Origin of the sequence: Brevibacillus antibioticus, from assembly GCF_005217615.1 — a bacterium.
Lineage (GTDB): Bacteria > Bacillota > Bacilli > Brevibacillales > Brevibacillaceae > Brevibacillus > Brevibacillus antibioticus.
On the sequence record NZ_SZNK01000001.1, the window covers coordinates 2,148,020 to 2,173,620 of the forward strand.

General features: G+C 45.9%; 24 protein-coding genes. 6 read left to right on the forward strand and 18 right to left on the reverse strand.

Annotated features, from left to right (window positions below; all coding sequences use genetic code 11):
- Positions 1 to 46: 46 nt before the first annotated feature.
- From E8L90_RS09595 to E8L90_RS09620, 6 genes are all read right to left on the reverse strand, one after another.
- Positions 47 to 1,627: an ABC transporter substrate-binding protein gene (locus E8L90_RS09595; RefSeq protein WP_137029192.1), complete on the reverse strand. Its 1,581-nt coding sequence runs from the start codon at positions 1,625 to 1,627 to the stop codon at positions 47 to 49.
- Positions 1,628 to 1,694: 67 nt separating this feature from the next.
- The gene (locus E8L90_RS09600) at positions 1,695 to 2,681 is read right to left on the reverse strand and encodes an ABC transporter ATP-binding protein (RefSeq protein ID WP_162309072.1); all 987 of its coding nucleotides are present in this window, start codon (positions 2,679 to 2,681) and stop codon (positions 1,695 to 1,697) included.
- Between the two features lie 20 nt (positions 2,682 to 2,701).
- The gene (locus E8L90_RS09605) at positions 2,702 to 3,655 is read right to left on the reverse strand and encodes an ABC transporter ATP-binding protein (protein ID WP_137029194.1); all 954 of its coding nucleotides are present in this window, start codon (positions 3,653 to 3,655) and stop codon (positions 2,702 to 2,704) included.
- Complete coding sequence (locus tag E8L90_RS09610) at positions 3,655 to 4,446, reverse strand: IclR family transcriptional regulator (protein WP_244297190.1); 792 nt, start codon at positions 4,444 to 4,446, stop codon at positions 3,655 to 3,657. The genes E8L90_RS09605 and E8L90_RS09610 overlap by 1 nt, the downstream gene beginning before the upstream one ends.
- Positions 4,447 to 4,605: 159 nt before the next feature.
- Positions 4,606 to 5,490, reverse strand: coding sequence for a YitT family protein (locus E8L90_RS09615; RefSeq protein WP_137033372.1), 885 nt, complete (start codon positions 5,488 to 5,490; stop codon positions 4,606 to 4,608).
- Between the two features lie 102 nt (positions 5,491 to 5,592).
- On the reverse strand, positions 5,593 to 6,447 hold the full coding sequence (locus tag E8L90_RS09620) for a DMT family transporter (RefSeq protein WP_137029196.1): 855 nt from the start codon (positions 6,445 to 6,447) through the stop codon (positions 5,593 to 5,595).
- Between the two features lie 237 nt (positions 6,448 to 6,684).
- Between E8L90_RS09620 and E8L90_RS09625 the strand changes: the two genes are divergently transcribed.
- The 3 genes from E8L90_RS09625 to E8L90_RS30245 are packed head-to-tail and all read left to right on the forward strand — an operon-like array spanning position 6,685 to position 11,289.
- A complete protein-coding gene (locus E8L90_RS09625; protein ID WP_137029197.1) occupies positions 6,685 to 8,289 on the forward strand; it encodes an SWIM zinc finger family protein in 1,605 nt (534 codons plus the stop codon).
- Complete coding sequence (locus E8L90_RS09630; RefSeq protein ID WP_137029198.1) at positions 8,286 to 11,144, forward strand: DEAD/DEAH box helicase; 2,859 nt, start codon at positions 8,286 to 8,288, stop codon at positions 11,142 to 11,144. Before E8L90_RS09625 ends, E8L90_RS09630 begins: the two co-directional genes overlap by 4 nt.
- 7 nt (positions 11,145 to 11,151) lie before the next feature.
- Positions 11,152 to 11,289 (forward strand): hypothetical protein, encoded by a 138-nt coding sequence (locus E8L90_RS30245; RefSeq protein WP_167497592.1) that lies wholly within the window; start codon positions 11,152 to 11,154, stop codon positions 11,287 to 11,289.
- Between the two features lie 139 nt (positions 11,290 to 11,428).
- Here E8L90_RS30245 and E8L90_RS09635 read toward each other — a convergent pair whose 3' ends face one another.
- The 4 genes from E8L90_RS09635 to E8L90_RS09650 all read right to left on the reverse strand — a co-directional run bounded on the left by E8L90_RS09635 (position 11,429) and on the right by E8L90_RS09650 (position 15,758).
- A complete protein-coding gene (locus E8L90_RS09635; RefSeq protein WP_137029199.1) occupies positions 11,429 to 12,211 on the reverse strand; it encodes a ferric iron reductase in 783 nt (260 codons plus the stop codon).
- Between the two features lie 24 nt (positions 12,212 to 12,235).
- Complete coding sequence (locus tag E8L90_RS09640; protein ID WP_137029200.1) at positions 12,236 to 13,981, reverse strand: ABC transporter ATP-binding protein; 1,746 nt, start codon at positions 13,979 to 13,981, stop codon at positions 12,236 to 12,238.
- 344 nt (positions 13,982 to 14,325) lie between these two features.
- The gene (locus E8L90_RS09645) at positions 14,326 to 14,634 is read right to left on the reverse strand and encodes a YfjL-like protein (protein ID WP_137029201.1); all 309 of its coding nucleotides are present in this window, start codon (positions 14,632 to 14,634) and stop codon (positions 14,326 to 14,328) included.
- 557 nt (positions 14,635 to 15,191) lie between these two features.
- Positions 15,192 to 15,758, reverse strand: a complete 567-nt coding sequence (locus E8L90_RS09650) for a YobA family protein (protein WP_137029202.1) — start codon at positions 15,756 to 15,758, stop codon at positions 15,192 to 15,194.
- 212 nt (positions 15,759 to 15,970) lie between these two features.
- Here E8L90_RS09650 and E8L90_RS09655 point away from each other — a divergent pair, with 212 nt between their 5' ends.
- The 3 genes from E8L90_RS09655 (at position 15,971) to E8L90_RS30250 (ending at position 19,270) form a co-directional block, all read left to right on the forward strand.
- The gene (locus tag E8L90_RS09655; RefSeq protein ID WP_244297191.1) at positions 15,971 to 17,425 is read left to right on the forward strand and encodes a SulP family inorganic anion transporter; all 1,455 of its coding nucleotides are present in this window, start codon (positions 15,971 to 15,973) and stop codon (positions 17,423 to 17,425) included.
- Positions 17,426 to 17,638: 213 nt separating this feature from the next.
- Positions 17,639 to 18,868 carry an MFS transporter gene (locus E8L90_RS09660; RefSeq protein ID WP_137029203.1) on the forward strand — a complete coding sequence of 410 codons (1,230 nt, stop codon included), beginning with the start codon at positions 17,639 to 17,641 and terminating at the stop codon, positions 18,866 to 18,868.
- Positions 18,869 to 19,114: 246 nt separating this feature from the next.
- Positions 19,115 to 19,270, forward strand: coding sequence for a hypothetical protein (locus E8L90_RS30250; protein ID WP_167497593.1), 156 nt, complete (start codon positions 19,115 to 19,117; stop codon positions 19,268 to 19,270).
- Between the two features lie 467 nt (positions 19,271 to 19,737).
- Here E8L90_RS30250 and E8L90_RS30735 read toward each other — a convergent pair whose 3' ends face one another.
- The 8 genes from E8L90_RS30735 to E8L90_RS09695 all read right to left on the reverse strand — a co-directional run bounded on the left by E8L90_RS30735 (position 19,738) and on the right by E8L90_RS09695 (position 25,565).
- Entirely contained in the window at positions 19,738 to 20,034 is a 297-nt protein-coding gene (locus E8L90_RS30735) for a transposase (protein WP_279633708.1), read from the reverse strand.
- Positions 20,035 to 20,389: 355 nt separating this feature from the next.
- Positions 20,390 to 20,929 (reverse strand): GNAT family N-acetyltransferase, encoded by a 540-nt coding sequence (locus E8L90_RS09670; protein ID WP_137029204.1) that lies wholly within the window; start codon positions 20,927 to 20,929, stop codon positions 20,390 to 20,392.
- Positions 20,930 to 21,218: 289 nt separating this feature from the next.
- Positions 21,219 to 21,695, reverse strand: coding sequence for a zinc-binding dehydrogenase (locus E8L90_RS30740; protein ID WP_244297193.1), 477 nt, complete (start codon positions 21,693 to 21,695; stop codon positions 21,219 to 21,221).
- A complete protein-coding gene (locus tag E8L90_RS30745; RefSeq protein WP_244297194.1) occupies positions 21,680 to 22,075 on the reverse strand; it encodes an alcohol dehydrogenase catalytic domain-containing protein in 396 nt (131 codons plus the stop codon). The genes E8L90_RS30740 and E8L90_RS30745 overlap by 16 nt, the downstream gene beginning before the upstream one ends.
- A gap of 14 nt (positions 22,076 to 22,089) precedes the next feature.
- Positions 22,090 to 22,419, reverse strand: coding sequence for a winged helix-turn-helix transcriptional regulator (locus E8L90_RS09680; RefSeq protein ID WP_137029205.1), 330 nt, complete (start codon positions 22,417 to 22,419; stop codon positions 22,090 to 22,092).
- A 28-nt stretch (positions 22,420 to 22,447) separates the two neighbouring features.
- Entirely contained in the window at positions 22,448 to 23,422 is a 975-nt protein-coding gene (locus tag E8L90_RS09685; RefSeq protein ID WP_137029206.1) for an LLM class oxidoreductase, read from the reverse strand.
- Positions 23,423 to 23,500: 78 nt separating this feature from the next.
- Positions 23,501 to 24,712 (reverse strand): MFS transporter, encoded by a 1,212-nt coding sequence (locus E8L90_RS09690; RefSeq protein WP_137029207.1) that lies wholly within the window; start codon positions 24,710 to 24,712, stop codon positions 23,501 to 23,503.
- A gap of 226 nt (positions 24,713 to 24,938) precedes the next feature.
- Positions 24,939 to 25,565, reverse strand: a complete 627-nt coding sequence (locus tag E8L90_RS09695; RefSeq protein ID WP_137029208.1) for a LysE family translocator — start codon at positions 25,563 to 25,565, stop codon at positions 24,939 to 24,941.
- Positions 25,566 to 25,601 lie beyond the last annotated feature (36 nt).

Consider the following 25,601-nt stretch of genomic DNA (forward strand, 5'->3'; position numbering starts at 1 on the left):
AAGGGAATAGAAGAGACATCTTCTACTCCCCTGCTCAAAACATTCCTTATTCAACCGATACTTCGCGCAAATCGATACGTTCATCTGCCGGAGGTTGGAATCCTTTTACTCGTTTGTTCGCAGCCCACAGGTTGATCGTTTGATAAAGCGGTACATCTGGGACTAGCTCATACAGACGTTGATTCAGCTCTTTAAATGCTGCCATACGCTTTTCTTGGTCAAACGTGGAGCGTTCTGCTTTCAAGAGCTCCTCTACTTTTTCGTCATGGAAATCAGGGTTCCAGAACTCGCCTTTGTGATACATCAGATAGGCAGTATTATCAAAGTCGAGCGTCCATCCACCCCAGCCATTCCGGTACATATGTCCTGCTTTTCCCTTCGGAATGAGGTCAGAAGTAAATGTGGAAGCGTCCACCAGATTCAGCTTCACCTTGAGACCGACTTGGCCTAATTGCATTTCGATTGCTTGTGCTACCTCTTTAAACGTAGCATCTGTACCAGGGAGGAAGAGATCAAGCTCAGTTCCTTCCTTCACACCTGCTTCTGCGAGCAGTTGTTTTGCTTTTTCTGGATCATAATTACGTAATGGCAGGTTAGCATCATAGCCGAAAGACATATCGCTTTGGAATGAATTGACGCGCTTACCATATCCGCTGAGCAGCGTTTCGATAATCAAGTCTGCATCAATCGCGTAAGCAATCGCTTCACGGACTTTTACATTGTCGACTGGCTTCATCGATGTATTGAATCGAATCGAATAAACGGTTGGCGACCCGACTTGCATTAGTTCAAGATCAGACATACCCTTGATGGATTCTGTTTGGCTAATCTCGACTTTTTTCATAATGTCGATGGCACCTGTTTGCATTTCAGCTAGACGAGTAGTCGCTTCTGGAATAAAACGGAACGTTACTTTTTCTAGCTTCGGTTGACCTTGCTTCCAATAGTTTTCATTTTTCACCAATACAACCTTGTTATCTTTTTCATAGCTATCCATTTTGAAAGGACCCGTACCTACCGGATGTGTGTTAAAGTACTCGTCCCCTTTTTCCTTGTAATACTTAGGCGGAACGATCACAGCGCCATAGCCTGCCAGCTTTGTAATGAACACAGGATCTTTTTCCTTGAGAATCATGTTGACTGTAAACTCGTCTACCACTTCTACACGGTCAATCGAAGTGTAGTTCGCTTGCTGTGGTCCTTTTTTTCCTTCTTCACCAAGCAGGCGATCAAATGTAAATTTCACTGCTTCCGCGTTGAATGGCTCGCCGTTGTGGAAGGTAACTCCTTGACGAAGTTTAAACTGAAGTGTCTTATCATCCTTGAACTCCCACGATTCAGCGAGTCCTGGCTGAATTTTCAAGTCAGTGGTACGCTCGACTAAGCCTTCAAATACAGATGTTGCTACCGTACTCCAATCAAGCAAAAACGTATCAATCGGATCCCAAGAGTGCGGATCTCCATTCACACCAAGTGTGAGTTCATTTTTTGCCGGAGCTTGCGCTACTGTTTTCGGTTGCGGATTTGCCTGTGTGCTAGTGTCAGCCGGCTTACTGGAACATCCGCCCAAAGCAGCAGCAAGCACAAGTAATGCGGAGCAAGCGCTGATACCTACCTTCTTTTTCAAAACAAGTCCCCCTTTTCTTTTCGTTCTGGAATTCATGTTGAAAAAATATGATAGCCGTCATTTGTTCCTATTGGTTATACAAATGACAGGCAACATATCGACCATCGCCCATCGATTGAAATTCGGGCTTGTCCGTTTTGCAAATTTCCATACACTCCGGACAACGCGTATGAAACGTACAGCCACTCGGAGGATTCGCAGGACTCGGTACATCACCAGTCAAGATGATGCGCTCACGCTTCATTTTTGGCTTGGCAATCGGAACTGCGGATAGTAATGAGCGCGTATAAGGATGCAGTGGCTCTTCATATAGCGCATTTTTGGGTGCCAGCTCAACCATCCGTCCCAAATACATCACACCGATCCTGTCGCAAAAATGCTTCACGACGCTCAAGTTGTGAGAGATGAATATGTAAGTGAGTCCGTATTGCTTTTGCAAGTCTCTCATCAGGTTCAATACCTGGGATTGAATCGATACATCGAGCGCAGATACTGGCTCATCTGCCACAATCAGCTTGGGATTAAGCGCTAGCGCACGTGCAATGCCGATCCGCTGTCTCTGACCACCACTAAACTCATGCGGAAAACGTTCCGAATTTTCTGGTTTCAAACCGACGACCTGCATCAATTCCGCTACTTTTTCCTTGCGTTCTTTTGACGTTTCATACAGTTCGAATATGATCATCGGCTCTTCAATGATCTCCCCGACCGTCATGCGCGGATTGAGGGATGCGAACGGGTCTTGGAAAATGATTTGCAAATCCTTTCGCTTCATCCTCATCTCATTTGGGGAAAGGGCCGCTAAATTCTCTCCTTGAAAAATCACTTCGCCACCCGTAGGCTCGAGCAATCGTAGAATGGCTCTACCTGTGGTTGACTTCCCGCAACCGGATTCCCCTACAATTCCGAGCGTCTCTCCCTTTGCAACGGTAAAAGAGAGATCGTCAACAGCTTTTACGTGATTCGTTACCTTCTTCAATAATCCACTGCGAATTGGAAAGTATTTTTTTAACCCTCTCACCTCGAGCAAGGGAGTAGATTCTGATTTTTCCAAAAGGTCCACATCCTTTCCGCTTACTCATACAGCCAGCATCTGCTTTTGGTACCATCATTCAGATCGAATAACGGTGGAGCTTGCTCGTAGCATTTGTCAAAAGCCTTCTGGCAGCGTTCAGCAAAACGACATCCTGCGGGCATCTGACCTGGACTCGGAACGGTCCCGCCAATCGTAAACAAGTACTCCTGCTCTGTGTCGATATCCGGGATCGAGCCCAACAAACCAACCGTGTAGGGATGCTTTGGCGTATCAAATAACTTTTCTACCTCGGCTTCCTCGACGACTTGCCCTGCATACATGACGACCACCCGATCACACATCTCTGCTACCACACCAAGATCGTGCGTGATTAGCATGATGGTCATCTCGCTCTTCTGCTGTAGCTCTCTCATCAGGTCAAGAATCTGCGCCTGAATAGTCACGTCTAGTGCGGTCGTAGGCTCATCTGCAACCAATAGAGATGGACTACAGGACATCGCCATCGCGATCATCACACGCTGCCTCATCCCGCCAGATAGCTGATGCGGATACTCATCAACGATTTCTTCCGCTCTCGGAATCCCGACCAGCTTTAGCATTTGGATCGCATGCTCTTTGGCTTGTTTTTTGTTCATACTTGTATGATTCAAGACGAGCTCCATGATCTGCGCCCCGATTGTATAAACCGGATTGAGTGAGGTCATCGGTTCTTGAAAAATCATCGCGATCTCTTTTCCCCGTACCTTCCTCATCTGATCCTTGGAGTAGGCAATCAGATTTTCACCGTTGTACAGGATCTCTCCTCCAGTGATTCGCGCGGTTCTCGGCAGAAGCCCCATGATGGATAGTGAGGTGACACTTTTCCCACAACCCGACTCCCCTACTACTCCAATCGTCTCACCTTTGTTGATTTGAAAACTAACGCCATCCAAAACGGTAATTTCCCCATTATCGGTTCGGAATCTCGTCTGAAGATTTTTGATTTCCAGCATCAAAGTCCCGCCTTTGCATCTGAATAGCCCAGCTTGCTCATGATTTGATTCGCTACCGCTTTTGTCTCCTGTACCAAATATTCCAATCGATCTGGCTGAAAGCGTGATGTAGCTCCAGCCAAGCTCAAGCCAGCTATGACTTGTCCCGTAAAATCTCGAATAGGTACAGCAATGGCTGCGGAATCCGGCTCCAATTCACCGTAGCTTACTGTATAGCCGTTTTCACGTGCATCGTGAATCCATTGCCATAGTAGATCTTTGTCTATATTTGTGTCTGGTGAGATTTTCTTCATGTCTACCCGGTTCAACAATTCTTCGATTTCATGATCCGGCAGAAATGAGAGTAAAATGCGCGGGCATGCCCCTGCGTACAACGGTGATTTTCTGCCTACCTGCGTATATACACGAACGTACTGGCGGGTATCGACTTTTTCGATGTAAACCCCTTCGTCTTGATCACGAATAATCAGGTTGACTGCCTCATCCACCGTATCTCGTAGCTGCAGCATATACGGGAGCGCGATTTTCCTGATCTCCAGCCGTTGGGCAACAATGTTCCCAAACTCCAGCAGCTTCAATCCCAATTGGTATTTAGGCGGATTATGAGCGGTCGTTTTGGAGACAAAGCCGCGCATTTCGAGCGTCTGAAGAATTCGAAACACCGTACTCTTCGGCATATCTGACAACTCGACAAGCTCAGCCAGGCTTAACTCACTGTTTTGGATAAAATATTCGAGAAACTCTAGCGTTTTTAACACACTTCGGTTTGCCGTTTTTTCTGTTTTTTCCATTTTCATCACCATTCGACTGTCCCAAAATACGGAACGTTATTTTGTATTTTGGCATGACACAATATTAAATGAATTCTGTTATTTTCGTCAATACATTTTTACCCCTTCGCAATCAGGTCGTTTTACCTACTGGCTCAGGGGTAGTTTGTACGTAAGGTTTTAGTGAATATTCTTTTTCTTAAACCGTCCACCCGAAACATCGTGAATATGACCGATTGCCAAAAATGCAGAGGAATCGATTTCCTCCACGATGGATTTCAGCTTTGCTTCTTCCAATCGGGTGATGACACAGAAGATGACTTTTTTGACGTCTCCGGAGTAGCCACCTTCCCCATTCAAATAGGTAATTCCTCGCCCCAGTCTCGCCGTTAACGCATCGCCAATTTCGGCTGGATAATCACTGATGATCCACACTGATCTGGATTGTTCGAGTCCGACCATCGTAATGTCGATCATTTTATAAGCGATGTAGTAAGCAATTAACGAGTACATGGCTCGGTCCCACCCAAAAATGAAGCCGGCACTGCCTAGAATAAAAATGTTAAAAAACATGACCATTTCGCCGACCGAAAACGGACTTTTCCTCGTCATCAGGATCGCAACAATTTCCGTTCCATCCAAGGAACCGCCCGCGCGAATGACAAGTCCCACACCGATTCCGATGATGATCCCACCAAAAACAGCAGAGAGAAGCAAATCGTCCGTCAAGCTAGGAACATGATGGAGGTAGCTCGTCCCCACCGACATTACAACGACACCGAAGAGTGTAGAGATGGCAAAGGTCTTGCCAATTTGCTTGTAGCCAATAAGTAAAAAGGGCAGGTTCAGCAGGAATAAAAATAAGCCGAGTGGGCCTCCCGTCAGCTTTGAGACCATAATGGAAACGCCAGTAACACCACCATCAATGATGTTGTTTGGAACCAGAAAGATTTCCAGACCGACTGCCACCAACAAGGCTCCAATGATGATTCCGAGAGTTCTTACTGCGATCCTTCTTTTTTTCTTCCGCTTATGAGTGATCGGAGCAATTGCTTTTGCATCCATTTTGATCATCCTTAGCCGTTATTTTCTTACCCCTTCATCTTTCCCAGGTAGTAAAAAAAATAGTCAGCCAGGATTCCTCCCAGCCGACTCTTCATCTAGCCTTTAGCCCCAGACAGCAATGGTAATAATGCCAATCGTGATCATCAAAGACATGGATAAACGCCATAAGCGTTGTCGCTCCTTTAACAAGAAGACCCCGAGCAGCGTACCAAAAACCGTACTTACCTCACGAATGGGCGCAATAGCTGCCAGCGGTGCCAATGTCATGGCAAATAAAAACAATAAATACGAACCTGGTGACAGGATGGCACCGAGTACAATCGTTTGCCAATTTTTTTGCCACTCACGGCGGATAAGTCCCTTCTTCCAAACGAAGCCCCCAGCGACAATCAGACAGGCAAAGTTCGTTATTTCCAATAAAGCGAATGGAGATAATTGCTGGACGATTTGCTTGTCGGTTAACGTGTATCCAGTAATGCATAGTCCAACAGCAACAGCGTATCGCAGGGCGAGCGGATTCACTGGTTGTGCCTGACGATTTGGCCCTATCATCCCGCTAATGGCGAAGACTCCGATGACGATGCAAATGACCCCCAGCCATCCTGGTACCGATAAATACTCTTGAAAGAAAATCGCGCTAAAAAACGGAATGAGAAGCGTCCCCGTTCCCCTCATGATGGGGTAAACCTGTGAGATATCCCCGTATGTATACGCCTTTGAAATCAATAAGGTATAGCATCCTTGAAAGAAAAAGGACATAGACAGAAAAAGAACCAAAGACCATGTCAGTTGTACGTGCATCAATTCCCAAAGGAGAACAGGCAGGAGGATCACGGTTGTTGGCAATGTGATTAACCAAAGAAACGCCATTTTGTTCTCACTTTTTTTCGTGAACAGGTTCCAGACTGCGTGTGCAAGACCTGACGATAATACGAGCAGAATCGAAATCGATAGCATGTGTGCCCCTTCTCTCTCTTGTTGTACAAACAAAACCAAAAACAACAAAACACATTGTATTTAGTTGCTTTTCATTCGACGTGTACAGTATACACCCAGTCCCCTCAAAAATTAAGTATTGTTTCTGCTGATAGCCCAAACCATTTTATTGACCCTGCGAACACACGCATCTTTTTCCATTCTCCGCGTTTTGGGTTATAATGGAGGGATGACACTTCGTTCGGAGGATCTGACTACATGTTGCAAAGAGAGTTGACTCGGGAACAAGCGATACAGCTAGGCGAGCAAATCCTAATTGCCGTCGAAGTACACATCATTGAACGGGGCTATACGTACTTTTCAGATGGCGTCGTCTTCAATACTCGCGTAGAACAAGGCCAATATTTGACGAGTGATGTTCAAGGTTCCGAGGTGTATCATGTGCGCCTTGATATGGAAACGGTTCAAAACAGTACCTGTACTTGTCCTTATTCACGTATTTGCAAGCATATTGCTGCTACGTTTTTTCAGATGTATAGTGTGTTCGAGAATCCTCGCACATTTTTGACCCGCTCCCAACAACCAAGACGAGCTACTTTTTCTCCACATTTGTTGATTCCTGCTTATAAATATAGCCATGCCACTCCTGTTCAGCAGGATACAGGGTCAGTTTCCTCTCCGCTTACCGCAAACAGCTCCGTCAAAGAATGGTGGGCATTTTTTGAGAGCTGGACACGCAATCTGTTTGCGGCCATGGAATCATATCGAGCTTCCTCTGAATTATTATCGAGCTACCAAAATGTGCTGAGTGTTGCTGCCTCGTGGCCGAAGGATCGGGCACAACTTTTTGTCATTCATGCCAATCTGTTTCATCTCATGAAGCTTACACAGTTCGTCAAAACGTATCGCCAATCCTACTGGTTTCTAGATTTGGTTCAGACCGCCGAGCGGCTATTAGATCAATTAGAAGGGACATTGTACTTCGCAGACATCCCTGCTCTTTTAACTGATCACCAGGATGCCATCGAAGATACTCTTCAACTGACAAAGCAGTTGAAAGAAAACGAAGCTACTTCCCTCTACTGGATATTCGCCTATCAAATGTTATGGTGGATGCTATTGAAGAAGTCAGCGTGGATACAAGAGGAAATCCATGTACTGGATCAGCTTATTAACGATGAAAACAGTTCTGCCGCCGAAAAGGAAAAAGGGTTGCTGCTCCGTGCCCACTTTCATGTGATGGAAGAGGAGGACGAAGCTGCTCTACAAATCTGGAAAAGAATGAGCCGCTTGAACCTCTCCTTCTACTTGTCGTATATGAAATCATTCGCTCGCAATGGGGAATGGCAACGATTTCTCGATTGGACTGCTTCTTTGACGTCCTTAATCGGTCAAGCCGAGACACAGCAATACCGCCTCGTTATCGCTATTTGGCAGGAAGCGATGGAGAAAGTGGGACGATCAGCCGAGTGTGGCGCCAAGCTGAAGCAGTTCTTACCGAGCAGTTATCACGAATATGCCGCCTATTTATATGAAGAACGACAGTTTCAGCAATGGATTGATTTGCAAATGTCGTTTCAAGTGCCTATGGCAGATATCTCGATCGTGCAGGTGAAAGAAATCGAGGTAGCCGAGCCGACTCTGCTCTTCCCTTTTTATTTGCGTGAGGTGAACAGACTGATTGCGGAACGAAACCGAACGGCCTACAAAGAAGCTATCAAGCTCATGAAAAAAGTAAGGACGATTTACAACTGTGCGAACCAAGATGCGCGCTGGGAACGATACGTGGAACAATTATCTGCTAAACATAATCGGTTACGTGCTTTTCAAGAAGAGCTAAGGAGAGGAAATTTCAACTTATGAATACCGTCACTACATTGGTTCTAGATGGAGAGCTTTTGGCAGACGGACAATTCTTGATTACTGGCAAAGACACACAAGGAGCAGTGGTCGATCCAGAAGAATTGGCAGGAACACTTTTTGCGTGGGATGAGTCCTCCTATTACGGAACCTTCCTGGACAAAAACGAGCATGGCGTATTACTTAGCCCTGCCAAGGCCCTCTCCTTTTTTGTCTCCCCCCAGTGGCTTTTGCATCGGACCTATTCATCCAGCACGCCATTTGAACAATTTACGCATGTAGCGGGAATGATCCGTGAGACTCTCGCACAGGGCTCCTTTTCCCCTGATTTTTCTTCCTGGAAAAAAGGCCAAATCGGCTGGAGAGCTCTGCATACTCCCGGCGATTTTCCGGAGTACGGACACAGGTGGCTATCGCTTGTCGTGGAGGAATCCTTGCAAGGCGCAGGTGACATTGGACGAACATGGGAGCAGCTATTGACGCAGTATCCAGCTCTGTACGTCATGGGCGCCGAGCTTTCTCCACACCTTCAGGAACAAGAATGGTTGCAATCGATAGGCTGGCTGCCAGATACGACACCGTTTCGCACATGCTTGCAAATCGTCGAGGCCGAGGAGCACCCTAATGACTGGCAACTCCAAGTGTATTTGCAGAATCGGGAAGAGCCAGATCAGTTGTTTCTCATTGAGCCACACCAATTGACGGCTGAGGGAGTAGCTACCGCTCACATCCCCACTGGCTGGCGTGAACACTGGAATCGATTTCTCACGGACCTGGCCAAATGCAAAGAAATTCTCCCCTGGCAAAAAGACACCATGGAGAATCAAAGCCGTTTTCTCACCCGACTGACGAACGAGCAAGCATGGCTCTTTTTGACGTCGAGCAGTTTGCAGTTGGTGCAAGCTGGTATTCACGTCTTTCTACCAGCTTGGTGGGAACAAGTGCGTCGGGTAAAACCGAAGCTAAAAGCCAAGATTACAACCTCTGTCGGGGCTAGCAGACAGTCGTTCCTGGGTGTTTCCCAGCTCATGGATTTTGAATGGAAGCTCGCCTTGGGACCTGTGGAGCTCAGCGAAGAGGAATTTGAAGAGCTCATTAAACAAAAGCAGCGCCTGCTGAAAATTCGCGGGCATTGGGTGCAATTGACTCCCGATCTGTTCTTGCAGTTGCAGGAAGCGCTCAAGAAAAACCAAGCGAAAAACGGCATGACGCTGCGTGATGTCATGAGAATGCACCTCGCCCCTACTGTGGAGGTGGAGGAGCTACCCGATGATGAGTTCGATTTCGACACTTCTTTAACGGTTGAAGTTCAGCTAAACCAGCATTTGCGAGAGCTGTTGAATCAATTGCAAGAAACAAAGCGCATCCCGATCATGGAGCAGCCATCTACTTTTCACGGGACGTTGCGAAATTATCAGCTAGAGGGCAGTTCGTGGCTGTTCTTTTTACGCCGTTTTGGGTTGGGAGCTTGTCTGGCCGATGACATGGGATTGGGGAAAACGGTTCAATTTATAACGTATTTGCTTCATGTCAAACAACATGGCGCAGCCAGTACTCCTTCTCTCTTAATCTGCCCGACCTCCGTCATAGGTAACTGGCAAAAAGAGCTGAAACGCTTCGCCCCCTCTCTTCAAGTCATGATTCATTACGGCAATGATCGCCAAAAGAAGGAGGCGTTTTTGCCAGCGATCAAGGGAGCGGATCTGGTGATTACCTCCTACGCCCTGTCCCATTTGGATGAGCAGGCGCTAGGAATGGTTACATGGGATACGATTTGTCTCGACGAGGCGCAAAATATTAAAAACGCCTATACAAAGCAAGCGTCCGCTGTGCGCGATTTGAAAGCATGGCACCGGATCGCTCTCACAGGCACTCCAATCGAAAATCGTCTGAGTGAGCTCTGGTCCATTTTTGATTTCTTGAATCCTGGTTACTTGGGAAGTCTCGGGGAGTTTACCCAGCGCTTTGTCCATCCCATCGAACGCGACCAAGACCAGCAGCTCATCAATCAAGTGCAACGACTCATTCAGCCTTTCCTGCTCCGTCGTGTGAAAACCGATCCGAACATTCAGCTAGACTTGCCGGACAAGAATGAGAGCAAGGAATACGTACCGCTGACTACCGAGCAAGGCGCACTTTATGAGACAGCGATTCAAGATATGTTTGATCGAATGGAAAAAGCCTCCCCTATGGAACGGCGCGGTCTGATTCTGACAACACTGACACGTCTCAAACAATTGTGTGACCATCCTGCGCTCATTTTGAATGAAATCGCAACAACAGATGAAGCCAGTCGTTCGCACAAATTGGAAAGACTGCTCGAATTGGTGGAGGATATTCGCCAAAAGAAAGAGCGATGCTTGATTTTTACCCAATACATCCAAATGGGCAATATGCTTCAACGGGTGCTGACGCGAGAAGGCTATGGACCTGTCTACTTCCTAAATGGAGCCACGAAAAAAGAAAAACGCGATGAGATGATCGCTCGTTTTCAAGACCCGACACTTCCGGATGATGAACGCGGGGCCATCTTCATTCTTTCGTTGCGCGCGGGTGGAACTGGCTTGAACTTGACGGAAGCCAACCACGTCATTCACGTAGATCGCTGGTGGAATCCTGCGGTAGAAAATCAGGCCACTGACCGTGCTCATCGTATCGGACAACAGCGCAATGTTCACGTCTACAAATTCATCTCACTTGGGACAATTGAGGAACACATTGATGAGATGATGGAGAGAAAGCTATCGTTGAGCCAACAAATTGTCGGGACGGGCGAAAGCTGGATCACGGAGCTATCAACGGAAGAGCTACGGGACTTGTTTACCTTGCGTCATGATTGGCTGGACACGAAAGGATAGATGGAACATGGAGCGAGTAAAACAAAACGACAGCAATTCCATTATGCGCCGCCCTACCGAAGAGCCCAAGCTGCCCGAGGCATGGCTACGTTTTTTGGAAGCCGTTCAACAACAATTTTCCGATAACCAAACTAAGAAAGAGTAAATATGATAAACCCAAGGCCTGATCACGTTGTGGACCCTAGCCTTGGGTTTGATTTTGTAAGTGGAAAGGAAACCTCCACTGTCGTCCCTTTATTCGGGGTACTCGAAAAATGGATGTACCGGTATGAAACTCACGAACGCTACGCGCGAATTCTCATCAGAGCGCGCTCCTCTTCTTTTATCCGCGGACACGTATAGCAATACTTTTGCTCCCCTGTCTTATAGTACAAACAGCATTGATTCTTGAGGCGCACTTTGGCTTGGGGATCACGCATGTCTTCAATCCAGCGCACACGCACACGAAATGGATTTTTTTGCAATCCAAAGCTCTCACCTTCCAGCTGATTACAGAGGACATCATAATCAGCCTTCACTTGCTGCTTGATGCTATCCGGTTCTACCAACGCCACAAAAGCATCCGTATGGTAATTGAACTTGGTCGGGAACTGTCCCCAAAGCATCGCTTCGGGGTTTCCCGTTACCTCTGCAAGAGTCGTGAGCAATGGGTGTAGGAAGTCTTGGAAATACGCACGATAGCATTCCTTCAGCCAGATTGCGCGCGCGGCTTCGCTGGTAGGCGCTTCTACGATCTCATACGTCGGGATCACAAAAGCGAATTGCGGATAGTCTTCCTCGTAAAACAATTCAATCGTCATATTATCCAGCCTCATGGTAAGTGCACGATTCCAGACAGAGATCATGTACAAAAGACCGAGAGAAGGGCTCGTGAGCCAACCGCTGATGTAAGTACCAGCAGCAGTCAGCTCGTGTGCCTTGATTAGCGGAGCATAGATTTGAACAAGCTCATTCATATGTCTCGGATCTACCAAATCTCTTGCCTTCATCGAAAATAAGGCATTAGGTCTCGTTTTAGAAGTAAGATCAAACCGTTGTGCGATAAAATCGTCATCCCATTCTAGCATCACGAACTCCCTCTCTTTTCATGATCAAGAAAAAACGCTGTTTGACTGGTCGAGGTGCGTGCCGAACTGTGCTTGATACAGTCTGCTGTAGATGCCTTCACGAGCCAAGAGCTGATCATGACTTCCTTGCTCTGTGATACCTTGTTCCGTTACAACGATGATGCGATCTGCATTTTTAATGGTTGCCAGTCTGTGGGCGATCACCAAAGTCGTACGGCCTTTGGACAACTCCTGCAAGGACTGCTGGATCGCCGCCTCCGTTTCGGTATCGAGTGCAGAGGTAGCTTCATCCAAAATCAGGATTGGCGGGTTTTTCAAGAACATACGCGCAATCGCCAATCTTTGTTTTTGACCACCAGACAATTTGACTCCGCGTTCACCAATAATCGTCTCCAGACCAGCAGGCTGAGAACGGATAAACTCTTCCAGTTTAGCCAGACGTGCTGCTGCCCAGATCTCTTCCTCTGAAGCGTTTAGTTTTCCATACACGATATTTTCTCGGATCGTCCCCGAAAAGAGGAACACATCTTGCTGAACGATTCCGATTTGGCTGCGCAATGACGCTAACGTGATTTGACGGATATCCATTCCATCAATGGTGATGCTGCCCCGGTCGATCTCATAAAATCTCGGCAAGAGACTGCACAATGTGGTTTTTCCTGCTCCAGAAGGGCCTACAAACGCAATGGTCTCGCCCGCCCGGATGTTCAAATCAATGTTTTGCAGAATAGAAGACTCTTGGTCGTAGCTAAACGAAACATTCTTGTACGAGATATCGCCCTTCAACGACTCTACCTGAATCGCATCTGGAGCATCCGCAATATCTGGTGCTGTGTCCATGATTTCGATGTAGCGCTTAAAGCCGGCAATCCCTTTTGGATAGCTCTCAATAATCGCATTAATTTTCTCTAACGGACGGAAAAATACATTCGTTAACAGCAAGAAAGCGATAAATTCACCGTAAGTCAGTGCACCTTGAATAACAAACCAGCTGCCGCAAATCAAGACAAACAAATTGACTAAACGCATCAGCACGTAACTGACGGAAATATTTTGGGCCATGATTTTGTAGGACAACAGCTTGGTGATTCGGAAACGCTGATTGTTCTCTTCGAATCTTTTGTTTTCAAATTGCTCGTTGGCAAAAGCTTGTACGACACGCATTCCGCCGACGTTGTCCTCAACACGTGCGTTGAAATCCGCCATGTCGCCGTACAGACGATGGAAAGCACCCGTCATTTTACGGTTGAAGTAAACAACAAAGAATATCAAGAGCGGAATCACCAAAAACGTAAGCAGCGCCATTTCTTCATTAATATTGAACATCAGGAGGAAAGCACCGATCAGCGTCATCACGGCGATAAACAAATCTTCCGGACCGTGGTGAGCGACCTCCCCAATCTCCATCAAGTCATTCGTTAGACGAGAAAGCAGATGCCCCGTCTTGGTATTATCGAAAAAGCGGAAAGAGAGCTTTTGAATATGGTCGTACAGCTTCTTCCGCATATCCGTTTCGATATTAATTCCAAGCTTATGTCCCCAGTACGTGACGACATAGTTCATCCCGGCGTTAAGACCATACAACCCCAAAAGTCCAATGCACGCCCACACAATCATGTTCCAATCCTTGCTTGGAAGTAATTGATCGACAACCATATTCACTGCAAGCGGAAATCCCAACTCCAACAAGGCAACGAACACTGCACACGTGAAGTCGAGGATGAATAATCCACGATAAGGCCGATAGTAAGAAAAAAATCTGCGAAGCATTGAAGCAGCAACTCCTCTCTCTCAAGAACAACATCAATCAAGTGTTTGATTTTGAAAATCATTTTCATTATATATGGATTTGTCTTTTATATCGATGCTTTATTGGAATTTTTTTCTTCGTTGAGCACATTGGCACAAAAAAACGGTTCGAACCTCCTTGGCCATCAAGGAATGAGAGGTTCGAACCTGAATTTCACTTCGTGCAAATCTTGATACTGAGATTGTGTGCTGTAAATAGGTCAACATCTTTTACACAATTCATGATGTGTTTTGAACCCATTCTTTACTGTTGCTTACACTGGGTACATCTCGTGTGCTCATTAACGCATGTAGTATTTTTTACATTATTCCCTTACCGGATTCTTAGAATATTCTTCAATTCTCTGCATATCACCATTGGAAGTTATTTTAACATTGATAAGATATGATTCTTGGGCTTTTGTATTTCTGACTTTTGTCATATATGTCCCATGTGAGAAATTGTAAGTAGGCTCTTCTGTCCTTAAGCTCTCAATTGGTAAATTATACTTCTTACTTACATACTCTGTTGCATAGTTAATAGCCAATGCCCTGTCTCCAGATGTTCCATAAAATATAGTGTAAAGGTTCCAAACTAATATAATACTAAGTACACTAACTACACTCCAAATCATCTTTTTTTTAATGGTGAATGCCCTCCATCTATATGGAATGATAAGAGCAGAAACACCTGCTCCTTATTTAAATGACTCATGAAACTTCTAAAGATACCATCGTAATAATTGGCTTGTTTGTTGTGTAGTCAATGTACAATTCTTTCGACCAATCCCAAGTCCCATCGACTTCTACCAATTTCATACTTGTAAGTAGAAAAACTATTAAACGAGTCTGTTGACACAGTATGAGTGTGACCTCGGTTTATGTAACTTTTCAACCCACTACGCACATTTGAAACTGACATGCCATATGACTTTCCGCCATTTGCTACGCCAGTACTCAGGTTGCAGGCCCAGATGAGCCCAAATGAGTGAACCTTGCAGTGTTTACTGAAACAATAAAGAAATAACTTTCTTCCATTTTCCAACTCATAATAATATCCGATATGCTCATCGTTGGTGCCATAAAGTTTAACAAGAGATATTGCTTGGAATCGTTTAACTTTTTGAATCTGCTCGTTTAGCAGTTCATTTACTTAAATCTCGGATAGGTTAGGTGCAGTAGAGTACAAATTCTAAAGCTCTTTTACTTCTCCAGTTTGTGCATTAATTTGTAAAATAGTATCTGTTTTATGATCATAGTCGGTTGCTTTTATTAGCCCATGATCTTTCTGTCCCCTTGCACTTTTAATAATGATTCCATCATTATGTGTGCTCTTTAAGTAATTGATTGCGTGTTGAATCGCACTTTTTTCATCCATTTGATTAAAAGGATTTTTGCTTTCTTCATCAATTACAAGTTTACTGAGTTCTGCGCCACTGGGATAAGATTGTGCTGATGGTGTTGTTGACCATGTAGATACTGTGTGACCAACTTCGATTTCATCATACGAGATGTTATTCCCCTTGCTATCGAGGAATACGGCTTCTTCTTTTGGGAAATACCACTCTGCTGCATAGAAGTTCTCATCGCTCGTCTTGGTTTCATCATTTTCTATAACTAAGAGACCTTTTTTTACAAAATCTTTTTCAGTTACGTATCCTGTTAATGCTTGCTTTTCAACATCCTTGTGATTAGTTGCACATCCAGTTATAAGTAATGCTGCAGTGATTAATATCAAAGTTTTTTTCAATGTGCTCATTTCCTTTCTTAGTTCCCCATGAGAAAAGCTTCCCTCATGGGGAACTTTATTTCAACTAGTTACCGGTAAAAATTGAATCAATGCCAATACCATTTCCTAAAAAAAAGATGGCGAAGACGACTCCTTTTTACTATAATGAAAAACTGTGAAAAACGGCCCTGACTTTTCTGAAAGGGGAAAGTCACGATACGATACAGAAATGAGGAACCTATTTGAACCTTCAACAACTAAAAATGGAATGGTTTTCTAACGTACGTGCTGACATGCTAGCAGGTATTACGGTTGCACTTGCCTTGATTCCGGAAGCCATCGCTTTTTCTATTATTGCCGGTGTCGATCCAATGGTTGGATTGTACGCTTCCTTTTGTATCGCAGTCACCATTGCATTTGTCGGGGGAAGACCGGGCATGATTTCCGCAGCTACAGGAGCGATGGCGCTATTAATGATTACTCTGGTCAAGGAGCATGGCATCGAGTATTTATTCGCAGCGACTGTTCTGACTGGTATTTTGCAACTGGTACTAGGGGCCTGTAAAATCGGCAGGCTGATGACCTTTGTCCCTCATACCGTTGTGATTGGTTTCGTCAATGCGTTGGCTATTCTTATCTTTATGGCTCAGCTACCCCATTTCATTGGGGCGTCCTGGGTTATGTATGTCATGCTGGCTGGAACGCTCGCGATCATCTATTTGTTGCCGCGTCTTACCAAAGCAGTCCCTTCCGCTCTCGTAGCAATCATCGTCATGACTGTCATTTCCATCTGGGCAGGTCTTGATGTACGGACCGTTGGCGACATGGGTGAAATCACACGTCAATTGCCGATGTTCCACCTTCCTAGTGTCCCGTTGAACTGGGAAACACTCATGATCATACTGCCCTACTCCTTTCCACTTGCATTGGTCGGGATTCTGGAATCTTTGATGACGGCCGCCATTCTCGATGAGATGACCGATACGCGCAGTAACAAAAATACGGAAGTGAAGGGCCAAGGGATCGCCAACATCATCACCGGATTCTTTGGCGGAATGGCTGGTTGTGCCATGATCGGACAGTCCGTTATCAATGTGAAATCAGGGGGGCGTGGCCGTCTGTCCACTTTGGTTGCAGGGATTTTTCTCTTGTTCCTGATCCTGGTCCTTGGAGACATCGTCAAACAAATCCCGATGGCTGCCCTCGTCGGCGTAATGGTCATGGTTTCGATCGGGACGTTTAACTGGCAGTCCATACGGGACCTGCGGAAAATTCCTGTTGGGGATGCCGTTGTCATGATTGCTACAGTGATCATCGTCGTCGCTACGCACGATTTGGCAAAAGGGGTCATTTCTGGTGTGATCCTAAGTGCGGTCATATTTGGCTGGAGGATGGCCCGCTTGCATGCCACCTCCTACGAGAGCGATATGGGCGAAAAAGTGTACACCGTCTCAGGTCAACTGTTCTTCGGTACCATGACACACTTCGTCGACCAATTCTCCTTTCAGGATGATCCCCAGCAAATTATCATTGACTTTTCTCGTTCCCACGTCTGGGATTTGTCAGCTGTCACAGCTATCTCGAAAGTCGTAGAGAAATACAAACAGCTGGACAAATTCGTCGTCATCACCGGACTTAATGATGAAAGTAAGCGATTGATTGATCGTGTGGGTATAAGCACACCTGCCGGACATTAACCTGCTGCTTACATGAAAATCCCCTAATGAGTACAAGAGCTTCATCTCTTGTCATTAGGGGGTTTTCTTTTGTCCGAATGAAGTCAAGGTTTCCTCTTATTTCATTTTTGCAATAGTCCGATCATATTTCCGAATTGGTCAGCGGTAAATTGCAATGCTAGAATGATCAATAACAATATTCCTGCTTTTTAACTGCAAAGGTTGTGACAGAAGATGGAATTTTCATGGAAACGTAATTTGATTGTGTTATGGGTTGGGGTATTTTTTTGTAGTACCGCCTACTCCATCTCCATCCCTTTCCTGCCCATCTTCCTCCATACTTCACTGGGGGTCAATGAGCATCTGGAAGCCTGGTCCGGCATTTCGTTTGGCATCACGTTTTTGGCAAGTGCGCTCATTTCGCCATTTTGGGGCTCTCTCGCGGACAAATATGGACGAAAGCCAATGTTGATTCGCTCTGGATTTAGCCTCGCTTTGCTGTACTTTTTGACGTATTTGATCACGGACCCTTATTTGTTTCTTGTGTTACGGATCTTCCAGGGCCTGCTTGCCGGCTACGTACCTGCCGCCATCGCGTTGGTAGCGACGAATACACCAGAAAAAAACGTCGGTTACGCACTGGGGATCATGGCTACTTCGGGAGCAACAGGAGGAATCATCGGTCCTTTGGTTGGGGGTGTTGTCAGTCATGTATGGGGAAACGCGGAGGCGTTCATCTTTTCAGGATTCGTCGTGCTCGTAGCAGCGCTGATCGCTACTTTCTTCGTAAAAGAAACGAACTTGAACCGTTCCGGCAGCCGATCGAGTGTACGGGAAGACTTGCGCGCTGCACTGGCAAACCGCCCGTTGATGTCTATTCTTGGTATGAGCCTGATGGTCACGATTTCCGTTATGCTTCTTGAGCCTTTATTAACCGTGTATGTCATGCAATTGGGCGCTTCGCAGCAAGACGCATCCCTCAGCTCTGGCATCATTTTTGCGGCAGTAGGAATCGCCACGGTCATAGCTGCTCCACAATGGGGAAAACTCGGGTCAAATGTCGGTTATTCCAAAATCTTGTTCATCGGTTTAATGGGTGGAGCCATCGGAAATTTACTGCAATTTTTCTTCACGAATCTGTATGGATTTGGCATTTTGCGATTCGCGTACGGACTGTTTTTTGCCGCTGTTTATCCGTCGATCAACGCCATGATTGTGAAAGTCACAGAACCAGAGTTTCGCGGCAGGGCGTTTAGCCTGAACCAATCCTCGACACAGCTCGCGACGATGATGGGGCCAATCATTGGCGGTTTTCTCGGAGGACTCATCCCGATTCGCTACGTATTTATCATCAATGGTATCGCGCTGTTGATTACTGCCATCGTGATTCGATCCAAACGAGCACAATTGGTCGGACAGCCGTTGAAGCAGCAAACAACGGAGCGTCAGCTAGCTACGAAGTAAGCTGTGTAGCCTGATCACATGCGAAAACTCCCTCTAAAGCGTACAGGTGAACACCTGGCGATGACAGAAGGGAGTTTTTCACGTTATCCCGCCTTTTCTTCCACGATTGTATTCGCTACAATAGTAAGTACTTAGAATTCGAACAGAAGATTCTGACAACAAAAAGTCAAATTACATACCCCATGAAACGACCCGCATATTCCGATTTGACGAGACCACTCTGTTTGGGGAAAGGGGAATATGTACATGTCGGGTAAAACGGTGATCTTGCTTATTCTGATCATCATTGGGCTGATCTGCGTCAATCTGTTTGTCTCCAACGGTTTCATTCGCCTGTTTGCCATCGTAGGAATCTTAGGGATTACTTTCGTTCTGCAGGGGGCCGTCATTCGAAAGCGGTGAAGAGCGGACGGTTACCAGCGAAGGCGATCTACACCGTCACGCTGGCTTTTTCATGAAAACAGCGGTGGGCTCGGTTGAAAAATCCAATCCTAGCCCGCCGCTGTTACATTCCAACTTACTCGCTCTTTTCCTGTGAGTTATCACAACAACTGTCCTTAAACATCCTGATATTACTACTGATTTTGAACTGGCATTTTTTCAAAAACACTTGTAATCAGGTAAGCAATTTACACTGATCCCTTTCTTTTCCCCCTCGACTTTTACTGAGCAGCATTACTCTACAAACGGTGAAATAAAATCAACCGCCAACTGTGACGGTTGATTTTATCTAGGGCCTGTACGCAAACTTATTTCACCCATAACCTCATCGAAATCAACGCCAAAAATGGCCTTGAACATGCTCGCTATCTTGTCATAGCGGGTCGCCAAGCGCCCATAATTCTTCATTTTATTAAAAAAGCATTCGATTAGATGCCGTTCTTTATACGTATACTTGTCATAAGCTCTCGCTTCTTTCGCCGGTTTCGCTTGCTCGGAATAACAGGGGTTGCTTGTTGCTCCTTCAACAAGGTAACAATTGCATCGGTATCGTAAGCCCGATCCGCCAACACTTCTCGATTTTGTAGATCCAGGGTCGAAAGCATTTCGTAACCCATCACGGAATCGTGTGCCTGTCCAGGCGTTAATTCAAAGTGTAGCGGGTTTCCCAGTGCATCGGCCACGGCATGAATCTTGGTCGTTAATCCGCCCCGGGAACGTCCGATCGCTTGCTTGCTTTGCCCCCTTTTGGGCCAGCTCCATGCTGGTGGACACGAACAATCGTTGTATCAATCATCAACTGCTCAAAGTCAGGTTCGATGGTAACTATAATTTTTATCTGGAATAAGGGAATCCTGGAGCTGTGATCTATTGATTAGCAAATGGATGCGACATTCAATAATACTACATCCATGTTTGCGAATTTCTTCTCCCACTAAGGCCTTAACATTTTTTATGCGTGGCGACTCCTATTTTACTGGCACACCCAGAATAGGTTTTCAAAAAATAAGTATTGCTCTGATTGATTGAATACCAACACCCCTTCTTTTACAGGGGTGTTGGACTAACTTGAAGGCGTCATTAGTGTTTCCAATGCAGCACTTCATCCGGATTGGCAACATTTCGTCCGTAGTATTGGTGGGCGCGGAAGTTGTGGATCTCCTGACAGGCCTTGGACATATTCCCGAGTACGACTTCCTGTGGTAGATCATTGTGCGGACTCCAGTAATAGATTTTCATTTCATATGTCTCGCCATTTTCTTCTTCCCAGCTGTATTGAATGCGGTCCGCTTTCACAAACCCGTTCTTTTGATAAAAATGGACTCTCTTGATGGAATCTTCATCATTTCGATCGATAGGTTCTACCTCCAGAATGATGTCTTTCCCTCTCTTTTTGAGTGTCTGGATGACCTTGGTACCGATACCTTGTCCACGCGTGGCAGGATTGATTAGGAGGTAATCGATGAAGATAAACGTCGGAAACTCCGCGTACAGCAAAAGAAATTTGTCTGTATCGACTTTGTGGTAAATGTCTGTTTCCCTGATAAGCGCCTGAATTTGTCCTTCCTTTTTCATTTCATATTCTGGAAAGTATTCATTTAATCGGTCATACCAATCCATGAGACATTCCCCCACTTGATCACTCGTAATGATCTCTTTAGCTTATACAGAATTGCCCAAAACCACTCAGTGTCAAAACAGCATAGATGGAAAAAATCCTTGATATAACATTATGACACTTCCCCTAAACAGCTAATCAAACCTGACATTATAAAAAGTTCAAAAAAACCTGTTATGACAACGGTTTGTCATAACAGGTTTCAGATGTTATTTGTCACTTTTCCTTATAATCAGGTGACATACTTAAATATAAGCAGTGAAAACATCAATTATAAATCACATTTCCCCATCATGAATGGACGAGCACAATCTTGCCACGCACTCTACCCGTTTGACTAAAGAGATGCGCATCTCGAACCCCTTCAAGCGTCAATGGATATACCTTCGTCAAGATAGGCTTTACGTTCTTGGCTTCCACTAGCGCACGGATATGATTCAGATTTACCCCATCTGGACGCGTAAACACAAAAGTAACAACCAGCTCTCGTTCATTCTCAACCGCATCAGCGAACGAAAGTTTCTTGGCGTCACGCTCGCTTATAATGGTTGCCACTCTTCCTTGCCGCTTCATCAATTTTAGAGCATCACCATACGCTTCTCCACCCAGCGTGTCCAACATGAATGAAAATTTTGTAGAGGTATGAAGTGGTCCTTGATCATAAACAATGACTTCATCTGCTCCCAGCTCACGGACAAAATCGCTATTTTTGGAGCTGGTTGTCGTAGCCACATAGGCACCTAGCGCTTTTGCTAGCTGAATCGCCATGGAACCGATCCCGCCGCTTCCGCATACGACAAACCATGTGGCATCGGGGCTACGATATTCGCCGGAACGACAATTTCATCTGCGTATGTCCCTTCCCTATCCAGCTCTGGACGGAAGAAGACATCGTCTCCGATTTGAAAATCCTGCACATTCGTACCGACAGCCGTTACCGTGCCCGCCGCATCCCACCCTAAAATAAGTGGCAGTTCAAAAGGAAAATCTGCTTGCAGCAGTCCTTCCCGCACTTTCCAATCCACAGGATTTACCCCGCTCGCTTTTATCGATATGAGTAAATCGTCCGGCCCGATTGATTTCGTTGGCAGTTCAATTTCTGTTAACTGTTCGATGCCGCCGTATTGCTTCATGCCAATTCCTCTCATCGAACTTCCCCTTTTCATTCGACTATTTTTCGCAATTGGTTTTCGATGTGACTCTCTCCCCATTCACACATGACATCCAGGACCTTCGACAGTGTCTTGCCGTACTCCGTCAAGTCATACTCGACACGCGGGGGAACCTGCTGATACACATTGCGGGTAATGATGTTGTCCGTTTCCAATTCTCGCAGTTGCTGTGTTAACATTTTTTGCGTGATGGCAGGCATTGCTCGTTTCAATTCGCTTGTCCTCTTTGCCCCTTTTGCCAACAAGCAGAGGATCACTACTTTCCATTTTCCTCCAATAACTTCCAATGTTGCCTCTACAGGGATATTGTATCGTCCCATATCCTCCCCTCCTCATGCGAAGATGTTGTCAAACCCGCTCCGGTGCGTCGATATGAGCCGGGAAATAAGGCAATACTTCTTGTCCAAGCTCATCAATGACCTCGTCAATGGGACGCTGGCTAGGGAACAGGGCGAAGAACAAATGGTTGACACCGACCTCTTGATACATGGCCAGCAGTTCTACAAGCATTTTTCTACCGACTCGGTACCCTAATCGAATCGGCGTGACTGACTCATACGGGTCTTCCGCAAGATCCAAGTGAAGAGGCTGAATAAACGGCTTGAATACACCTGGATGATATTTCTGGACAAGCTCTCTCCATTCTTGGATGGCATGTGCTTGATTGAATGGATCACGGGGGTAATAAATCCAGCCATCTCCGTTTTGCGCAAACCAGTCCATCGTTTGTTGACTGTACCCCGTGATAAAGGTAGGAATGGGCGAAGTCGATTTAGGCACAAGATTCGCTCCATTAATCATACCGTATGGAGAGTTGATTTTCGGGAAATCCTCTGCCATAACCTTCTGCAAGTAGTCGTAACCGTCGCGAAACAACTCCGCACGCTGTTCATGTGGCACATTCAATCCATGAAAATCAGCCCGTCTGTCCCCAGAAGAAATCCCCATCATCAAACGTTGGGGAAACAAATTTTCGATGGTCGCTGTCTCTTTTGCCACTCGCAGCGGATGCCGCAATGGAAGCACGATACTCGAGGTACCAAAAGCGATTTTTTTGGTTTGCGCAGCCAAATAGGTTAAATAAATCATCATGTCATAAATTTGCCCGGTTGCAGGGTCACCAAAAGCAGGGTCCTGCAAAATCACATCGCGCAGCCAGATTCCGGTAAAGCCATAGTCTTCTGCTGCTCGGACGAGTTCAACCTGGCGCTCCATTGTCGGTGCATCCCATTCGTATGCCTCTAGCGGAATGTGAAATCCCAAGGTCATCTTTCCTTCTTGGAACATTCGCTGAAAACCATAATGACCGTCGAATTTACTCATCGATGCTCTCTCCTCACGTGATGTATTTGGAAACCAACGACGGACACATGCTTTCATCCATCCGCCGTCTTTGTTCGATTACTGACGAGCTTTTTCCAGCTTGCTGCTGATCACCGTGAGTAGTGCTGCACCTAATACCATCACGCCGCCGACCCATGGGGTATGAATCAATCCGATCGTATCGACAATGATTCCCCCCACGAAGGCACCAATCGCAATGCCGAGATTGAATGCTGCGATGTTAATGGCAGAAGCTACATCAACAGCGCTTGGCACGTATTTTTCAGCCAACTGCACGACATATACCTGTAAGCCTGGTACGTTCATAAAAGCCAAGAGGCCCATCAGCATAATCGTGAGCGTTCCCACCCATTTGAACGGAGCGGTAAATGTTAAGATGATCAGAATGATCGCCTGAATGATAAACATCCAGCGCAGTGCTTTTAACGGATTCTTGTCAGCTGCTTTTCCTCCGACCGTATTTCCAATCGCTACTGCAATCCCATAGACGAGAAGAATCAGACTGACGGCGCTCGCTTGATAACCTGTGATTTCTTCCAGAATCGGACCTAAGAACGTAAAGGTTACAAAGGTACCGCCGTAGCCAAGAGCCGTAATGGCAAAGACAAGCAACAGTGGCAAGTTTGTAATAATTTTCACTTGATCTTTAATGGAAGCTGGCTTGGCATTTTTTAAATTGCTTGGTACCAGAATCGCTGTTGAGATAAGTGCAATCACGCCAAGAATGGCCACTCCCCAAAAAGTCGCTCTCCATCCAAACATTTGACCAATATACGTTCCCAAAGGTACTCCTGTAACGGTTGCAACGGTCAGACCGGTAAACATCGTCGCAATCGCGCTGGCACGCTTGTTTTCTGGCACCAGATCGGCTGCAATCGTCGAGCCGATGGAGAAAAATACCCCATGAGAAAATGCGGTAAAGAAACGGGCAACGATTAAGATTGCAAAGCTACTCGACAAGGCTGCCGCACTGTTTCCGACAACAAAGACAATCATCAAAAGCATGAGCAGCGCTTTGCGTGGAATTCGACTTGTGAGTGCTGTAATAATCGGTGCACCAATAGCTACTCCTAATGCATATCCAGAAATCAGTAGGCCTGCTAGAGTGATGGTTACTTTCAAATCCTGTGCGACAGTAGACAATAAACCGACGATAACGAATTCAGTCGTCCCAATACCAAATGCACTGATTGCGAGTGCAAGTAAAGCAAGAGTGGATTTTTTCGCACCAGTTGCTTGCTGCTTCACATTGGATGTAATCGTGCTCATCTAAGTTGTATCCTCCCTTTATTTTCTTGCCGTTCACAAAGTAGGGCCCTTACTTATTATGATTGGCATTATGATTGGCGAATATGTTGGTTCTGAATGCTATTATGTCTCATGCCTAACTTGATAGGAAGTACGTACTTTCAAGTATCATAGGCACCAAAAAGTACCTTACACCAATCATCAAGCAATAAAAAAAGTCGGGAAGACTGTCTCCCCGACTCATTCTTTATCTTTCTTGCAGCGCTACTTTTAATCCCAATAAGATGTAAACAGAACCTACGATCTTGCCACTCCAGCGGCCCAGCCAGGAAATTCGCTTCACCAGATGCCCCAGTGGTCTGATGCTGATCGCAATCAACGCGGTGTAAAAGAACCCCAAGATGGCGAAAATCAATCCCAAGACAAGGAATTGGTAAATGGCTCCCCCACGCTCCGGATGTACGAATTGTGGCAGAAACGCCAGAAAAAACAACGCGGTCTTCGGATTCAGAACTTCTGCGAGGATCGCTTGCCCATACGATTGCAGCGGTGGCAACGGTGTTACTTTTGGCAACTCTGGGTCAACCGGTTTTTCAAGCATGGCCCGAACCCCTAAATAAACCAAGTAAGCCGCTCCCGCAAATTTTACGAGATGGAAGGCCCATGCAGATGTCATCAATATCGCGGACAAACCGACCGCAGCAAAAATCGTATGAATGAAGTCGCCTGTAGCAATGCCAAGCCCTGCCATAATGCCTGCTTTACGTCCTCCCTGTACGGTACGTGTCGCAGTTAACAGGACAGCGGGTCCCGGAATTAAAAAGAGGCCGATCACAACAGCCAAAAATGCTCCCATGGTAGTCCAATCAAACATGTGCTCTCCCTCTTTGTATCGAATATTCCCATTCTC

Bases quoted from the DNA above. Each gene is read 5' to 3' on its own strand.
- E8L90_RS30245 (WP_167497592.1), top strand. From the start codon at position 11,152: ATGGAGCGAGTAAAACAAAACGACAGCAATTCCATTATGCGCCGCCCT.
- E8L90_RS09680 (WP_137029205.1), bottom strand. From the start codon at position 22,419: ATGGGACGATACAATATCCCTGTAGAGGCAACATTGGAAGTTATTGGA.
- E8L90_RS09605 (WP_137029194.1), bottom strand. From the start codon at position 3,655: ATGCTGGAAATCAAAAATCTTCAGACGAGATTCCGAACCGATAATGGG.
- E8L90_RS30250 (WP_167497593.1), top strand. From the start codon at position 19,115: ATGTCGGGTAAAACGGTGATCTTGCTTATTCTGATCATCATTGGGCTG.
- E8L90_RS09615 (WP_137033372.1), bottom strand. From the start codon at position 5,490: ATGGATGCAAAAGCAATTGCTCCGATCACTCATAAGCGGAAGAAAAAA.
- E8L90_RS09640 (WP_137029200.1), bottom strand. From the start codon at position 13,981: ATGCTTCGCAGATTTTTTTCTTACTATCGGCCTTATCGTGGATTATTC.
- E8L90_RS09670 (WP_137029204.1), bottom strand. From the start codon at position 20,929: ATGGATTGGTATGACCGATTAAATGAATACTTTCCAGAATATGAAATG.
- E8L90_RS09635 (WP_137029199.1), bottom strand. From the start codon at position 12,211: ATGCTAGAATGGGATGACGATTTTATCGCACAACGGTTTGATCTTACT.
- E8L90_RS09690 (WP_137029207.1), bottom strand. From the start codon at position 24,712: ATGAGCACGATTACATCCAATGTGAAGCAGCAAGCAACTGGTGCGAAA.
- E8L90_RS09610 (WP_244297190.1), bottom strand. From the start codon at position 4,446: ATGGAAAAAACAGAAAAAACGGCAAACCGAAGTGTGTTAAAAACGCTA.
- E8L90_RS09630 (WP_137029198.1), top strand. From the start codon at position 8,286: ATGAATACCGTCACTACATTGGTTCTAGATGGAGAGCTTTTGGCAGAC.
- E8L90_RS09695 (WP_137029208.1), bottom strand. From the start codon at position 25,565: ATGTTTGATTGGACTACCATGGGAGCATTTTTGGCTGTTGTGATCGGC.
- E8L90_RS30745 (WP_244297194.1), bottom strand. From the start codon at position 22,075: ATGAGAGGAATTGGCATGAAGCAATACGGCGGCATCGAACAGTTAACA.
- E8L90_RS09660 (WP_137029203.1), top strand. From the start codon at position 17,639: ATGGAATTTTCATGGAAACGTAATTTGATTGTGTTATGGGTTGGGGTA.
- E8L90_RS09645 (WP_137029201.1), bottom strand. From the start codon at position 14,634: ATGATTTGGAGTGTAGTTAGTGTACTTAGTATTATATTAGTTTGGAAC.
- E8L90_RS09625 (WP_137029197.1), top strand. From the start codon at position 6,685: ATGTTGCAAAGAGAGTTGACTCGGGAACAAGCGATACAGCTAGGCGAG.
- E8L90_RS09685 (WP_137029206.1), bottom strand. From the start codon at position 23,422: ATGAGTAAATTCGACGGTCATTATGGTTTTCAGCGAATGTTCCAAGAA.
- E8L90_RS30740 (WP_244297193.1), bottom strand. From the start codon at position 21,695: ATGGCGATTCAGCTAGCAAAAGCGCTAGGTGCCTATGTGGCTACGACA.
- E8L90_RS09650 (WP_137029202.1), bottom strand. From the start codon at position 15,758: ATGAGCACATTGAAAAAAACTTTGATATTAATCACTGCAGCATTACTT.
- E8L90_RS09620 (WP_137029196.1), bottom strand. From the start codon at position 6,447: ATGCTATCGATTTCGATTCTGCTCGTATTATCGTCAGGTCTTGCACAC.